Origin of the sequence: Kitasatospora sp. NPDC088783, from assembly GCF_044750705.1 — a bacterium.
GTDB lineage: Bacteria > Actinomycetota > Actinomycetes > Streptomycetales > Streptomycetaceae > Kitasatospora > Kitasatospora fiedleri.
Genome location: NZ_JBIVKJ010000004.1, coordinates 660,136 through 672,776, shown reverse-complemented (window position 1 = coordinate 672,776; position 12,641 = coordinate 660,136). Strand labels below are relative to the sequence as shown.

Below are 12,641 nucleotides of genomic sequence, written 5' to 3'. Positions count from 1 at the left end.
CCCCTCCCGGACAGGAGGGGCCTCTGTGGACGGGTGGATGGCGGACGGTCAGACCTCGCCGAACTCGCCGGTCGCGGCGGCGGTCACGAAGGCCGCCCAGACGGTGGGGGCGAACTCCAGGTGCGGGCCGTGCGGGTCCTTGGAGTCCCGGACGTGACCGAAGTTGGCGTCGTCCACCTCGACGCACGAGCCACCGTTGCCATCGGAGTAACTGCTCTTCCGCCACTGTCGCGGCGAGACGGACTCATTGAGGGTGGCTTGCATGCTCGTGTTCCTCCGCAGCCTTCATGATCCGGACCAGGGAATCCTCCTGCGACAACGCAGCAGTCCGCACCAAATCGTAGGCTAGGCGGCATTTTTCGACCAAGGCGGTTTCGTCAACCAAGTGGCCGACGTGCACGCTCTCCATGTACGCCAGGGGCGGTGCGTCATCGAAGGCCATCAGGCTGACCATGCCTCCAAGTAGTGCATGTGCTCCCGCGCCGAACTCCACGACCTGAACGATGATCTGCCGCTCGGCAATCAACTCGGCAATGTGCCGGAGCTGCTCGGCCATGATCTCCCTGCTGCCGACCACCCGCCTGAGCACCGCCTCATCAAGGACCGCCCAGAACAAGAGCCTTGTCGGGTCACCGATGATCACCTGCCGTTCCAGTCGACCCGTGAGGCGCTCCTCCAACTTCTCCTCATCGAGCAGCGGATTAGCAGCCAGGATCATCGCTTCTGTGTACCTCCGCGTCTGGAGCAGCCCCGGCACCACGAGGGGCGCGTACTCCAGGATCGTCTTCGCCCGGAGTTCGTGCTCCGCGGCCTCGACGAAATAGTCGGCGAACTGCCTGCTGCGCATGGTCCGCACCAGGGAGTGCAGCCGTTCGAGGTGGCCGTCGGCCGAAAGCACCGTGTCCAGTTGGCGCGACAGGTCTTCCTGCGGGCGCCGGGTGGCCTTCTCCAACTGGCTGACGTACGTCGGCGAGATGAAGACCAGGTCCGCGAGTTCCTGCTGGGAGAGCCCGGCCTTCTCGCGCAGCCGCCGCAGTTCCGCTCCGTAGAACGTGGCCGGTGACCGGGTCGGGTCGAGCGGCGAAGGGCTGACCATGGCTCACCTCTGTGCAGAGTGCTTGTCAAGATTTCTCCACTTCCCAGGCTAGTGCCGTTCCGCGACGCTCGTAGCACAGAACGTGACGTTCGTGGCATGAGGAAAGGGTGGTGACCGCCGTGGCCAACTCCTTGCTCGACCGGTTGGATCGGCAGGACCGCGCCTTCGGGCGCAAGGTGTGCGACGGCCTCCGGGAGGCACTCGATTCGGCCGGGGTCAAGTTGCCCTCGCTGGCGGTGGAGCGGGCGGCCACCGGGATGTACCTGGTGCAGCTCGGTGGCGTCACCCCGGACGTGGCGGGCGAGTTGGCGACCCTGATCTGGACGGGCGCCCCCTACGTGCGCGCCGTACGGAGCGGGGGGCTCGGCGGGGACGTCTCGATGCTCTGGTCGCCGGAGCGCGGCGAGTTGCTGATCGACGCGGCGACCGGACGGCTCGGCGAGTTCTCCCACGCGGACGAGCGGGGCGACCTGGTACTCGTCCCGGCCGACGGGGGCGAGCCCTGGTCGGTCGGCCGGTGCGCGGTGCGCCACCCCACCCGCGCGGACCTGGCCCAGGCCGATCCCGTCCGCCCCGAACCGTCCGCATCGGCACCGAATTGAGGAAGAAGTGCTGTACACCGGAAGGCCGTTGGAGGACACCGGTGCTCCCCGGCGAGCTGTCCCGCCCGGCCCCGGACGCCGCCTCGTGAACGACGCGCTGCGGCAGCGGGCCTGGGAGATCGCCGAACAGCTCTCCCGGGTCGGCGGCGGCGGGGAGGCCCGGCTGACCGCGATCGCCGACGGCTACCGGATCGAACTCGCCGTCATCCGTCCCGACGGACCCGACGACCAGCAGGCCGTCCTCAGGGCACTCGCCCTCGGCGACCGCTGGGGGCACAAGTACTCCCCGCCCGCCCGCAACAACGGCACCGCCCGCGAAACCGTCTGGAGCGAAGTCCACGCACGGGCCGCCCGGGACCCGGCCGGACCGGTCAGCGGCTGAACAGGCCCCGGCAGGTCCTCAGCCGGTCGCGCCGCCGGCCTCGCTCTGCCGCAGCCGGACCCAGGAGTCGTGGTCGTCCTCCAGGATCGCCTGGTACTCGTCGATCAGCGGCAGCAGCCGGACCGGCTCCGGCACCGCGTCACCGTACTCGGCCTTCAGCAGGCCGAGTCGGCGGCGCAGCGAGTTCAGCCGGTGCACGGTGTCGGCGCGCTGGATCCAGAGCGTGCGGTAGCCGAAGAACGCCGCCCAGGCGGCCAGCACGGTGACCAGCGCGCCGGTGACCAGCGCGATGTCGGAGAGCCGGCTGGCGGCGGGCTCGCCGACCTTCAGGCCGAGCAGCACGGTGACCAGCGCGGACAGGCTGACGGTGGCCAGTTGCAGGGTCAGGGCCCGCCGCCGGTCCCAGTCGCGGCGGCGGCGGCGCTCCTTCAGCTCGGCGTCGAGCTCAGCCTCCAGCCAGGCCAACTTCCGTTGTGCGGCGGCGGATTCGGCGGGTCCGGCGAATTCGGTGTCCATGGTTTCCTCCCCGGCCGGGAGGATACCGGGCTCAGTCCCCGGCGGGCGGGTTCCCGCTCGCCAGGTGCGCGAACTCCGCGAGGTTGCGGGTGGATTCGCCGCGCTTGGTGCGCCACTCCCACTCGCGCCGGATCGCGGTCGCGAAGCCCAGCTCCAGCAGGGTGTTGAACGGCTCGTCGGCGTTCTCCAGCACGCTGCCCAGCAGCCGGTCCACCGCGTCCGGGGTCAGCGCCTCCAGCGGCAGCCGGCCGACCAGGTAGACGTCGCCGAGCGGGTCGACCGCGTACGCGACGCCGAACATCCTGGTGTTGCGCTCCAGCAGCCAGCGGTGGAACGCCTCGTGGTTCTCGTCCGGCCGCCGGATCACGAACGCGTTCACCGACAGCGTGTGGTCCCCGATCCGCAGCGCGCACGCCGTGGAGAGCTTGCGCGTCCCCGGCAGCGCGGCGACCACGGTGTACGGATCGGCGGCGGCCGGCTCCCAGGCCACCCCGGCCTGGTCGAGCGCGGCGCGCAGGAGGGTGAGTGCGTCGTCCTTGGCAGCCATGGCCCCACGCTAGCCCCCCGGCCGCCCGGCCCGCGCCCGCGGGGCCCGCGTGCGCGCCGTCACAGCGGACCCGCGCCGCCGCTCGGGCCCCGGGCCGTCGCGTCAGACCCGGGCCGCGGACATCGCCCCCGTGTAGACCTCCGCGGTGGCACCGGCCGCGGTGAGCCAGCCGAAGGCGGCGGCGTGGCGGGCGGCGGCGGCGCCCCGGACGGGGGTGAGGGAGGGGTCGGCGACGTAGGGGTGCAGGGCGCGGGCCCAGGCTTCCGGGTCGTGGCCGGGGACGAGGGTGCCGGTGCGGCCGTCGCGGACGGCGACCGGGAGGCCGCCGACGGCGGCGGCGACCACGGGGGTGCCGCAGGCCTGGGCCTCCAGGGCGACCAGGCCGAAGGACTCGCTGTGGGAGGGCATCACCAGGGCGGTGGCGGCCCGGTACCAGTCGGCCAGGCGGGGCTGGTCGACCGGCGGGTGGAAGCGGACCACGTCGCCGATGCCGAGCTGGGCGGCCAGCTTGTGCAGGCTCTCGGGGCGGGCCAGGCCGGTGCCGGAGGGGCCGCCGACCACCGGGACCACCAGGCGCTCGCGCAGCCGGGGGTGCCGGTCCAGCAGCCGGGCGACGGCCTTGAGCAGGACGTCGGGCGCCTTGAGGGGCTGTATCCGGCCCGCGAACAGCAGCACCGCCGCGCCCTGCGGCAGGCCGAGCCGGGCCCGGGCGGCGGCCCGGGAGTCGGGGCCGTCAGGGCGGAAGACGTCCAGGTTCACGCCGGGGTGGACGACGGCCAGCTGGTCGGGGCGGGCGGCGTAGTGGTGGGCCAGCTCGGCGGCCTCCTCCGCGGTGTTGGCGATCAGCCGGTCGGCGGCGCCGACCACCTGGGTCTCGCCGATCACCCGGGCGGCGGGCTCCGGGGTGTCGCCCTCGGCGAGCGCCGCGTTCTTCACCTTGGCCATGGTGTGCATGGTGTGCACCAGCGGGACGCCCCAGCGCTCGGCGGCCAGCCAGCCGACCTGGCCGGAGAGCCAGTAGTGCGAGTGCACCAGGTCGTAGTAGCCGGGGCGGTGGCCGGCCTCGGTGCGCAGCACGCCGTGCGTGAAGGCGCACAGCTGGGCCGGCAGGTCCTCCTTGAACAGGCCCTCGTACGGCCCGGCCGTGACGTGCCGGACCAGCACGCCGGGGGCGAGCTCGACGGCGGGCGGGTCGTCCGAGCTGACGGCGCGGGTGAACACCTCGACCTCGATGTCCAGCTCGGCGAGGCGCTTGGCCAGCTCCACGATGTACACGTTCATCCCGCCGGCGTCCCCCGTGCCGGGCTGGTGCAGCGGCGAGGTGTGGACGCTCAGCATCGCGATCCGGCGCGGCCGGCGGGCGCGGGCCGGGGCGGGGGGCGCGGTCGCGGCGGGTGCCGCGGGTGCGGTGCGGCGCGGCTCCCGGCGGGACGTGCGGACGAGGTGCTGGGTCACCTGCGGAAGCCTCCCTGTGCGCCGGCCGTCTGGTCTGCTCTTCTCGTGCCGCCGCCCGCGGCCGGCGGCAGCGGGCGGAGGGACGTCAGCCAGGGCAACCGGGGAACGCGTCGTCGTATTCCCGCCAGCGGACGCGGGACGGGCGCCGGGGCGGGTGCGGGTGCCGGTGCGGGCGGACCGGCTGCGTACGCTTGGTGCCCATGGCCGCACGCGACACGCCGCTGTCCCGGGGCCGGTCGAGCCGGCCGGTGGGGACGATCACCCGGGGCACCACGAACACCAACCGGCTGCGGCGGATGGACCGGTGGATCGCGTACACCGCGGGCCGGGCGCTGCGGGCGTCGGCGGCCCCGCCGGTCGCGGTGGACCTGGGGTACGGCGCGGCGCCGTGGACGGCGGTGGAGCTGTCCGCGCGGCTGCGGGCGGTGCGGGCGGACGTCCGGGTGGTCGGGATCGAGATCGACCCGGCCCGGGTCGCGGCGGCGCTGCCGATGGCCGAGCCGCCGCTGCTGGAGTTCCGCCGGGGCGGCTTCGAGGTGCCGCTGGACGGCGGGGCGCGGGCCCAGCTGATCCGGGCGGCGAACGTGCTGCGGCAGTACGACGAGGACCGGGTGGCCGAGGTCTGGGCCCGGCTGTGCGGGCGGCTGGCCCCGGACGGGCTGCTGGTGGAGGGCACCTGCGACGAGATCGGGCGGCGGCACGTCTGGGTGGCGCTCGGCCCGGAGGGGCCGCGCACGGTGACCTTCGCGGCCCGGCTGGCCGACCTGGAGCGGCCGTCCGACCTGGCCGAGCGGCTGCCGAAGGCGCTGATCCACCACAACGTGCCGGGGCGCCCGGTGCACTCCTTCCTGCGCGACTTCGACCGGGCCTGGGCGGCGGCCGCGCCGCTGGGGGCGTTCGGGGCCCGGCAGCGCTGGGCGGCGACCTGCGCGGCGCTGGCCGCGGACTGGCCGCTGCGGGACGCCCCGGCCCGGCGGCGGCAGGGCGAGCTGACGGTGGACTGGGCCGCGCTGGCCCCGCGCTGAGCCCGGCCTGGTCCGGGGCGGTCCGCACGGGTCGTGCGCCCCGCCGGGCACGCGGAACGGGCCGCCGCCCGGTGGTCGAGCGGCGGCCCGTCACACGGCGGGGCGCGGGTCCGGCGGCGGCCTCAGCGGCGCCCCGGCCGGGGGCTCAGTGGCGCCGGCGCCTGCGGGAGAGCACCAGGACGGTCGCGCCGAGCGCGCACAGGGCCAGCGCGGCCGAGGCGATCGACAGGACCGGGGCGCTCGCACCGGTGTCGGGAAGGGCGGGGTGCGGGCCGTGGCTGTGGGAGTGGGTGGGGCTGGGCGCCGGGGTGCTGGACGAGGGCGAGGGGCTGGGGCTGGGACTGGGGCTCGGGGAAGGGCTGGGGCTGGGGCTCGGAGACGGGGAGGGGCTGGGGGACGGGGCGTTGACGGTGACGGTCAGTTCGGCCTGGTTGGCGACGGCGGCGGCCCGGGCGAGGACGAGCCGCTGGGCGTCGGCCGGGTCGGGATCGGCCGGATCGACGGGGGCGTAGACGAACGCCTGGCCGACCGGGCTCTGTGCGGTGGCGGCGGCCCGGATCCGGGCGGAGCCCGGCGCGGACGGGCGGAACCAGAACGGGTCCCCGGCCGGGAGGGTGGCGCCGTCGGCGATCGGCCGGGTGCCGTCGGCGTCGGCGAACAGGTCCCCGCCGGTGGCGGTGAGCACGGCGTCACCCGCACCGCCCCGGACGGTGTACGGGCCGGTGATCCCGCCGGTCACCGCCGTACCGGGGCCGTCGATCGCGAGGGGGGCGGCCGGTTCGGACAGCGGGCCCTGGCCGATCACCCGGGTGACGATCGCCGAGGTCAGCGCGAACCTGGGGTCGCCGGTGGCGAGGACGAACCGGTCGGTGAAGAACCAGACGGCGGCCTGGACGGCGGCGGCCCGCTGGGCGTCGCCGCTCGCGGCGGCGGGCTCGCCCGTCACCGGGTAGTACTGGGTGAGGACGCGCATCACGAGGCCGAGGTTGGGCACGTCGGTCAGCGACCAGGTGCCCGGGTCGTAGGGGATGCCCGTCCCGGTCGAGGTGTTGAGGTCCACGCAGTACAGCTCCAGGCGGGTGCCGGTGGTGGCGGTGCCGTAGATGATCCCGCCGAAGCCCGGGTCGACCGGGGTGTACCCGACCGTGCTGTAGCCGGGTGCGGGGTACCCGGACAGCGGGTCGAAGGAGGCGGGGGCCTCGAAGCCGCCGTAGGTCTGGCCCGGCCCCGTGGCGGCCGTGATCACCATCGCGGCCGGGGGGTTCGCGGCCGGGGCGGCCGGCCCGGCCGGCGGTTCCCACCGGGCGGAGGCCGTCCCCGGGAGCAGGCACAGGGCCAGCAGCGCGGTGGAGACGAGAGCGACAAGACGGGTTGCGCGTACGTACACGGATCACCATCCCGGGAGGTGGGCAGCGGCCGTCTCACGGTAGGCAGCGGGGGGAGGCCGGGGGCACCGCCTCACCCGGCGCGGGCGGGCGGTCACCCGGTCGGCGCAGGAACGGCGGCGGCACCCCGGGACCGGCCGACCGCCCGCCGGACCCCGCCGCGGGGCGATCCGAGCACCCGTTCGACAGTTCACTCGAACGAGTTATCGATTTTCTCTGGCGTGTTGACGCCCCGTCACGCCACCATGGAACCGCTCGGGCGGCCGTTCCAGCGGCCCCTGAGTGACCGTCAGACGGTCGGCGCGCCAGCTCGCCCGTCAGCCCGCCCGTCAGCCCGCCAGCTCCCGCCGGACTCGTTCGAACGACTCGTACGCGTCGGCGCCGAACAGCACGAAGCGCACCTCGTCCAGGTCCGGGCCCTCCTCGGCCACGGCCGTCAGCGCGATCCGAGCGGCATCGTCCAGCGGCCAGCCGAAGATCCCGGCCGAGACCGCCGGGAAGGCCACCGTCCGCGCCCCCAGCCCGACCGCGACCCGAAGGGACTCCCGATAGCACGAGGCCAGCAGCTCCGCGCGCTGCCGGTAGTCCTCCGCCCGGTACACCGGGCCGACGGTGTGCACCACCCAGCGGGCCGGCAGCCGCCCCGCCGTGGTGGCCACGGCCTGACCGGTCGGGAGTCCCTCGGCGTAGCGCGAGGCCCGCAGTTCGCGGCACTCGGCGAGGATCTCCGGCCCGCCCCGGCGGTGGATCGCCCCGTCCACCCCGCCGCCGCCCAACAGCGAGCTGTTGGCGGCGTTCACCACCACGTCCACCTGCTGTTCCGTGATGTCACCCTGCACCAGCGTGATCTGTGTCACCGCTGCTCACCTCCAGTCAGTTCCGGTCCCGCCGTGGCGGAAAGCCACGGAAACCCTAGGCAAAGCCGCCACCACACGCGTGGCAATAACCACATCCGCGCCGCTCAGTCGAAGAAATCCTCGGAGATCACGTTATGGTCGCGGGAAGCCCCCCGATGCCCGGTGCCACCCGGGCACTGCGGACGGACACCAGCCGTTGGTCCGTCGGGGAAAGGAAGGACCGACCGATGCCCGCTACGGGAGACGGGCGGGCACCCGACGCGACCAGCAGCGCCGGAACCGCCGAACGCAGCCGCGGCCGCCGCGCCCACAGCGCGCAGCGCACCGGCCCGACCGGCCAGACCGCCGGTCAGCCCCCGGCCCGGAACGCCGGCCCGGCGCCGATACCGCATCCGCGCAGCACCCCGGGGGCCGCCGAGCCGTCCCGGCCCGCCGCCGACTTCCGCGTCCTGGTGGTGGAGGCCGACGGGCCCGAGCACACCCTGTTCGACTCGCTGGCCGCCGAGCTGGGGCAGCACGCCGAACTGCACCGGGTGGACGGCATCCGGGAGGCCCTCGCCGCCCTGCCGCCGCTGCCCGGCAGCGGTCGCCGCGGGCCGCGCGGCACCGACTTCCAGTGCGTCCTGCTCGACCTCGGCGAGCCCGCCACCACCGGCACCTCCGCCGACCCGGGCCCCGGTTCCGCTTCCGCTTCCGGTCCCGATGGCGCCCCGGCCCCCGGCGGCGGCTTCGCCGAGGACTTCGCCCCGGGGTTCGCCGACGGCTTCTCCACCGGCCTCCCGGACGGCCTCCCCGACGGCTTCGCCGAGGGCGTCGGCCCGGCGGCCGGCGCCGACGACCGGCTGGACGGCCTGCGGGAGTTGCTGCTGCGCGCCCCGCACACCGCCGTGGTGGTGCTCACCGACGCCGCCGGAGCCGAGCTGGGCGCCGCCGCGGTCGCCGCGGGCGCCCAGGACTTCCTGCTCCGGCAGGACACCGGCGGCCCGCTGCTGGCCCGCGCGCTGCGCTACGCGGTGGAGCGCAAGCGCGCCGACGAGTCGCAGCGCCGCCTGGTCGAGGCCGAGATCCGCGGCCAGGAGAACGCCCGGCTCCAGCGCCACCTGCTGCCCACCCCGCTGCTGGACGGCGCGAACCTGTCCTTCACCCGCCGCTACCGCCCGGGCCGCCGCCGCGCCCTGCTCGGCGGCGACTTCTACGACGCCGTCCGCACCAAGGACGGCCGGGTGCACGTGGTGATCGGCGACGTCTGCGGTCACGGCCCCGACGAGGCCGCGCTCGGCGTCGCGCTGCGGATAGCGTGGCGGACGCTGGTGTTCGCCGGGCTGACCGGCCAGCCCCTGCTGACCACCCTCCAGCACGTGCTGGAGCACGAGCGCCGCAGCGACGAGATCTTCGCGACCCTCTGCATGGTCGTGCTGGATGCCCCCACCGCGGACGGCGGCCCCGAGACCGCCGAGCTGTACCTGGCCGGGCACCCCGCGCCGCTGCTGCTCGGCCCCGACGGCCCGCCCGTCCTGCTCCCGCTCGACCAGGCCGGTCCGGCGCTGGGCCTGCTGCCCTGCGACGCGACGCACTCGGTCTGGCCCGCCCTCCAGGTCGAACTGCCGCCCGGCTGGCGGCTGCTGATGTACACCGACGGCCTGGTCGAGGGCAAGGTCGGGGCCGGTTCGCCGCGCCTGGGCCAGGAGGGCCTGATCGAGCTGATCGCCGACCACCAGGCCGCCGGTCTGACGCGCGGCCGACTGGTCGACTCCGCGATCGCCGAGGTCGAGGAGCTGAACGGCGGGGCGCTCACCGACGACGTCGCGGTGCTGCTGCTGGAGCGCAACCCGGTGCCGGTGATCATGGGCTGAGCGCGGCCCGCCCGCGCCCGTCCGTCCAGCGGCGGAGCCGAACGGCCCGTCCGCGCCCGGAGACGCCGGAGGGCGGCCCCACCCGGGGCCGCCCTCTTCTCCGTCGCGCTCGGCACGCTTCTCCGTCGTACTCCGCAGGCCCGCGTCCGCGCCCTCGTCCGGGCGCCGGCGCCGCGTCACCAGGGGCCGTAAGGGCCCTGGTTGCCGCGACCGCCGCCGCGGCCGTCGGTGATCAGCTTGATCGCGGGGCGGACGTCCACCACGTAGACGATCGCGGCGACCAGGCCGGCCAGCGTCAGCAGGCCGGTGATCGGGTTGGCGCCGAACAGCAGGTCCCAGAGCAGGACGACGCTCAGCAGGACCACCCAGAAGCCCTTGGTCTTCTTGTCGGCCGCCCGGTACGCGTCCTCCCGGCGGAACACCGCGTCGCCGAGCGCGAACACCTTGAAACAGATGATCGCCGTGGCGACCCACCACAACGGGTTCAGGAGGTTGACGTACAGGATCTGCACCGAGGGGCTCCTCACTCTTTCTTCCATCCTGGCACGGCCACCGGCCGAGTCAACGGCCCCCGACGGCGCGGCGTTCCCGCCGCGCGCCGGTCACTCCTGGTCGGCGGCGGCGCCCTTGCGGGCCCGGGGGGCCTTCTTCGCGGCGGGCTTCGGCGCGGCGGGCTCCTCGTCCACCACGACCTCGGCGATCACGACCTCCTCCACCACGACCTCCTCGACCGGCGCGTCCGCCTCGGCCGACGCCTGCGGCTCGCCGTCCTTCGGGGCGTTGGCGGTGTCCACCACGGTGCGGCCGCGGACGGCCAGCTCGTCGTAGACCTCCTTGGCCTTCACCGCGAACTCCAGCGCCCGGCCGACCTGCTGCATCGCGAACTCCTGCGCCTTGGCCTGGAGTTCCTTCACGTCGGTGGGCAGCGCGTTGACCGCCTCGGTGACCTTCGCCTGCGCGCCGGCCAGCGCGGCGCCCGCGTCCTGGAAGGCGGCGGCGGCCCGCTCCTGGGTGCCCTTGCGGTCGGCGGCGAGCGCCTCCAGCTGGGCGGGCACCTCGCGGAGCTTCTCGTACGCGAGGTCGCCGGCGCCGGCCAGGGCGTACAGCGGGGTCGGGTCGGTGAGGGTCTTCTTGAACTCGTCGCTGATCGGCATGTCGGTTCCTCCCGGTCGGGGTGCCGCCGCGCGGTCGGGTCGCGCGGGGCGTCGGTCACGCAGGTCTGGTCGTTCGGTCGGCTCTGGTCACGCGGGGGCGGGGGCGGGGTCCGGCGGACGGGCGGCCTGGTTCTCCTTCAGGAACGCCTCGTACACCGACAGCAGGGCCTGCTTCTGCCGCTCGTTGATCAGCGGATCGTCCAGGATCGCGGACCGCAGCCCCGGCCCCGCCCCGTCCCGCTCCTCCAGGATCCCGGCCTGCACGTACAGCGTCTCCGCCGAGATCCGCAACGCCTTGGCGATCTGCTGGAGGATCTCCGCGCTGGGCTTGCGCAGCCCGCGCTCGATCTGGCTCAGGTACGGGTTGGACACCCCGGCCACCTCGGCCAGCTGCCGCAACGAGTACTGCGCGCTCCGCCGTTGCTCCCGGATGTACTCGCCCAGCGAGCCCACGTTCAGTGACGCCATACGGGCAGTGTGCACCGCTCCGCTTGCAATTGCAAGCAGGCTGCTAGCGCCAGCGAGCGCGCCGCTCAGTGGCCGAACGGGCCGGTGTCCCGCCGCGCCGCTGCCTGTTCGTCGACGACACCGCCGGCCACCTCGCCGCCGCCCGCGACCTCGGCATGCGCGTCCACCACCACCGCGGTGCGGACGGCCTGCGCGCGGTGCTCGACGGTCACGGCCTGCGCTGACCGCACCGTGGAACCGCCTGCCGCGTCCGGGCGGGGCGTGTCACCATCCGGGGTCATGACGATCTTCCACGGGTACGACGGGACCGCCCTCCACTACGAGCGGTTCGGCGACGGCGCGCCGCTGGTGGCGGTCCCCGGCGGTCCCGGCATGGACTCCCGCTACCTCGGCACCCTCGGCGGGCTGGACGCCCACCGGCGGCTGATCCGGCTCGACCCCCGGGGCTGCGGCCGGTCGGCGGCGCCCGTCGACCGGGCGAGCTGCGCGTTCGGCGCCCAGGCCGCGGACGTGGAGGCACTCAGGGAACACCTCGGGGCGGAACGCGTCGACCTGCTCGGGCACTCGGCGGGGGCGCTCACCGCGCAGCGCTACGCCGCCGAATTCCCGCACCGCGTACGGTCGCTGGTGCTGGTCACCCCGGTCGGCCGGGCGGCCCGGGAGCCGGACCGGGCGGAACTCGCCGCCATCCGGGCCGCGCGCTCGGCGGAGCCCTGGTACCCGGACGCGGCCGAGGCGGACGTCCTGCTGGCCGGTGGCGCGGGCGACCCGGCGGAGCTGGTCCGGCGGATCACGCCGTTCTTCTGGGGCCGTTGGGACGGGACGGCCCGCGCCGCGGCGTTCGACCCGGAGCCGGTGCCGGCCGCGCCCTGGATGCGGGACGCGTTCTACGCGGGCTCGGACGAGGCCGGGGGCCGACCGGTGCCGGTGCCGGTCCTGGTGGTCGCCGGTGGCCGGGACGGGATGATCGGCACCGCCCCGGCGAGGCTGGCCGCCGCTCTCCACCCCCGCGCCCGCCTCGCCGTCCTCCCCGAGGTCGGCCACCGGCCCTGGGTGGAGGCACCGGTCGAATTCACCGCCCTGGTAAGGGAGTTCCTCGACCAGCCGTGAAGGCGCGGCAGCGCGGGGCGGCCCTCATCCGATCAGCCGCCGGTAGAGCGGGGCGAGGAGCGCCGCCAGGTCGGGGTCGAGGTCGGCGAGGGCGGCGGGGGCCGGGTCGGGCGGGGCGGGGGGCGGGTCGTGGAGGGTGAAGTCGCCGTGCCAGAAGGTGTCGAGGCACTGGTCGAGCGGGAGGTCCATGG

At 75.1% G+C, this 12,641-nt stretch carries 17 protein-coding genes; 6 read left to right on the top strand and 11 right to left on the bottom strand.

Annotated features, from left to right (window positions below; all coding sequences use genetic code 11):
* Positions 1-48 precede the first annotated feature (48 nt).
* Positions 49-264 carry a DUF397 domain-containing protein gene (locus ACIP60_RS15585; RefSeq protein ID WP_400684035.1) on the bottom strand — a complete coding sequence of 72 codons (216 nt, stop codon included), beginning with the start codon at positions 262-264 and terminating at the stop codon, positions 49-51.
* Positions 245-1,096, bottom strand: coding sequence for a Scr1 family TA system antitoxin-like transcriptional regulator (locus tag ACIP60_RS15580; protein ID WP_400684033.1), 852 nt, complete (start codon positions 1,094-1,096; stop codon positions 245-247). Before ACIP60_RS15580 ends, ACIP60_RS15585 begins: the two co-directional genes overlap by 20 nt.
* 110 nt (positions 1,097-1,206) lie before the next feature.
* Here ACIP60_RS15580 and ACIP60_RS15575 point away from each other — a divergent pair, with 110 nt between their 5' ends.
* Both ACIP60_RS15575 and ACIP60_RS15570 read left to right on the top strand, forming a co-directional pair.
* Positions 1,207-1,698 carry a hypothetical protein gene (locus ACIP60_RS15575; RefSeq protein ID WP_400684031.1) on the top strand — a complete coding sequence of 164 codons (492 nt, stop codon included), beginning with the start codon at positions 1,207-1,209 and terminating at the stop codon, positions 1,696-1,698.
* Between the two features lie 85 nt (positions 1,699-1,783).
* Positions 1,784-2,080 (top strand): hypothetical protein, encoded by a 297-nt coding sequence (locus ACIP60_RS15570; RefSeq protein WP_400684028.1) that lies wholly within the window; start codon positions 1,784-1,786, stop codon positions 2,078-2,080.
* An 18-nt stretch (positions 2,081-2,098) separates the two neighbouring features.
* Here the strand turns inward: ACIP60_RS15570 and ACIP60_RS15565 are convergent, their stop codons facing one another.
* The 3 genes from ACIP60_RS15565 to mshA all read right to left on the bottom strand — a co-directional run bounded on the left by ACIP60_RS15565 (position 2,099) and on the right by mshA (position 4,598).
* Positions 2,099-2,596 carry an SLATT domain-containing protein gene (locus ACIP60_RS15565; RefSeq protein WP_400684026.1) on the bottom strand — a complete coding sequence of 166 codons (498 nt, stop codon included), beginning with the start codon at positions 2,594-2,596 and terminating at the stop codon, positions 2,099-2,101.
* A gap of 31 nt (positions 2,597-2,627) precedes the next feature.
* Positions 2,628-3,143, bottom strand: a complete 516-nt coding sequence (locus tag ACIP60_RS15560; protein ID WP_400684024.1) for a YbjN domain-containing protein — start codon at positions 3,141-3,143, stop codon at positions 2,628-2,630.
* Between the two features lie 102 nt (positions 3,144-3,245).
* Positions 3,246-4,598 (bottom strand): D-inositol-3-phosphate glycosyltransferase, encoded by a 1,353-nt coding sequence (gene mshA, locus ACIP60_RS15555; RefSeq protein WP_100837621.1) that lies wholly within the window; start codon positions 4,596-4,598, stop codon positions 3,246-3,248.
* A 200-nt stretch (positions 4,599-4,798) separates the two neighbouring features.
* Here mshA and ACIP60_RS15550 point away from each other — a divergent pair, with 200 nt between their 5' ends.
* Positions 4,799-5,623: a class I SAM-dependent methyltransferase gene (locus ACIP60_RS15550; RefSeq protein ID WP_400684022.1), complete on the top strand. Its 825-nt coding sequence runs from the start codon at positions 4,799-4,801 to the stop codon at positions 5,621-5,623.
* 145 nt (positions 5,624-5,768) lie between these two features.
* Here the strand turns inward: ACIP60_RS15550 and ACIP60_RS15545 are convergent, their stop codons facing one another.
* Together ACIP60_RS15545 and ACIP60_RS15540 are read right to left on the bottom strand one after the other, a co-directional pair.
* Positions 5,769-7,010 carry a Cys-Gln thioester bond-forming surface protein gene (locus tag ACIP60_RS15545; protein ID WP_400684019.1) on the bottom strand — a complete coding sequence of 414 codons (1,242 nt, stop codon included), beginning with the start codon at positions 7,008-7,010 and terminating at the stop codon, positions 5,769-5,771.
* 327 nt (positions 7,011-7,337) lie between these two features.
* Positions 7,338-7,865 carry an O-acetyl-ADP-ribose deacetylase gene (locus ACIP60_RS15540; protein WP_400684017.1) on the bottom strand — a complete coding sequence of 176 codons (528 nt, stop codon included), beginning with the start codon at positions 7,863-7,865 and terminating at the stop codon, positions 7,338-7,340.
* A 227-nt stretch (positions 7,866-8,092) separates the two neighbouring features.
* Here ACIP60_RS15540 and ACIP60_RS15535 point away from each other — a divergent pair, with 227 nt between their 5' ends.
* Positions 8,093-9,718, top strand: coding sequence for a PP2C family protein-serine/threonine phosphatase (locus ACIP60_RS15535; protein WP_400684016.1), 1,626 nt, complete (start codon positions 8,093-8,095; stop codon positions 9,716-9,718).
* A gap of 176 nt (positions 9,719-9,894) precedes the next feature.
* Here the strand turns inward: ACIP60_RS15535 and ACIP60_RS15530 are convergent, their stop codons facing one another.
* From ACIP60_RS15530 to ACIP60_RS15520, 3 genes are all read right to left on the bottom strand, one after another.
* On the bottom strand, positions 9,895-10,257 hold the full coding sequence (locus ACIP60_RS15530; RefSeq protein WP_100837617.1) for a DUF2516 family protein: 363 nt from the start codon (positions 10,255-10,257) through the stop codon (positions 9,895-9,897).
* A gap of 63 nt (positions 10,258-10,320) precedes the next feature.
* The gene (locus tag ACIP60_RS15525) at positions 10,321-10,872 is read right to left on the bottom strand and encodes a hypothetical protein (RefSeq protein ID WP_282206114.1); all 552 of its coding nucleotides are present in this window, start codon (positions 10,870-10,872) and stop codon (positions 10,321-10,323) included.
* Between the two features lie 87 nt (positions 10,873-10,959).
* Positions 10,960-11,340 (bottom strand): helix-turn-helix domain-containing protein, encoded by a 381-nt coding sequence (locus ACIP60_RS15520; protein ID WP_400684012.1) that lies wholly within the window; start codon positions 11,338-11,340, stop codon positions 10,960-10,962.
* Between the two features lie 68 nt (positions 11,341-11,408).
* On the opposite strand from ACIP60_RS15520, the gene ACIP60_RS15515 reads away from it, so the two are divergent.
* The gene (locus ACIP60_RS15515; protein ID WP_400684010.1) at positions 11,409-11,564 is read left to right on the top strand and encodes an HAD-IA family hydrolase; all 156 of its coding nucleotides are present in this window, start codon (positions 11,409-11,411) and stop codon (positions 11,562-11,564) included.
* Between the two features lie 55 nt (positions 11,565-11,619).
* A complete protein-coding gene (locus ACIP60_RS15510; protein ID WP_400684008.1) occupies positions 11,620-12,450 on the top strand; it encodes an alpha/beta fold hydrolase in 831 nt (276 codons plus the stop codon).
* A 24-nt stretch (positions 12,451-12,474) separates the two neighbouring features.
* Here the strand turns inward: ACIP60_RS15510 and ACIP60_RS15505 are convergent, their stop codons facing one another.
* Positions 12,475-12,639 carry a hypothetical protein gene (locus tag ACIP60_RS15505; protein ID WP_400684006.1) on the bottom strand — a complete coding sequence of 55 codons (165 nt, stop codon included), beginning with the start codon at positions 12,637-12,639 and terminating at the stop codon, positions 12,475-12,477.
* Positions 12,640-12,641 lie beyond the last annotated feature (2 nt).

What these genes read in the sequence shown, in the direction of transcription:
- ACIP60_RS15585 (WP_400684035.1), bottom strand. Translation starts at nt 264, where the DNA reads ATGCAAGCCACCCTCAATGAGTCCGTCTCGCCGCGACAGTGGCGGAAG.
- ACIP60_RS15580 (WP_400684033.1), bottom strand. Translation starts at nt 1,096, where the DNA reads ATGGTCAGCCCTTCGCCGCTCGACCCGACCCGGTCACCGGCCACGTTC.
- ACIP60_RS15565 (WP_400684026.1), bottom strand. Translation starts at nt 2,596, where the DNA reads ATGGACACCGAATTCGCCGGACCCGCCGAATCCGCCGCCGCACAACGG.
- ACIP60_RS15560 (WP_400684024.1), bottom strand. Translation starts at nt 3,143, where the DNA reads ATGGCTGCCAAGGACGACGCACTCACCCTCCTGCGCGCCGCGCTCGAC.
- ACIP60_RS15550 (WP_400684022.1), top strand. Translation starts at nt 4,799, where the DNA reads ATGGCCGCACGCGACACGCCGCTGTCCCGGGGCCGGTCGAGCCGGCCG.
- ACIP60_RS15535 (WP_400684016.1), top strand. Translation starts at nt 8,093, where the DNA reads ATGCCCGCTACGGGAGACGGGCGGGCACCCGACGCGACCAGCAGCGCC.
- ACIP60_RS15530 (WP_100837617.1), bottom strand. Translation starts at nt 10,257, where the DNA reads ATGGAAGAAAGAGTGAGGAGCCCCTCGGTGCAGATCCTGTACGTCAAC.
- ACIP60_RS15525 (WP_282206114.1), bottom strand. Translation starts at nt 10,872, where the DNA reads ATGCCGATCAGCGACGAGTTCAAGAAGACCCTCACCGACCCGACCCCG.
- ACIP60_RS15520 (WP_400684012.1), bottom strand. Translation starts at nt 11,340, where the DNA reads ATGGCGTCACTGAACGTGGGCTCGCTGGGCGAGTACATCCGGGAGCAA.
- ACIP60_RS15510 (WP_400684008.1), top strand. Translation starts at nt 11,620, where the DNA reads ATGACGATCTTCCACGGGTACGACGGGACCGCCCTCCACTACGAGCGG.
- ACIP60_RS15505 (WP_400684006.1), bottom strand. Translation starts at nt 12,639, where the DNA reads ATGGACCTCCCGCTCGACCAGTGCCTCGACACCTTCTGGCACGGCGAC.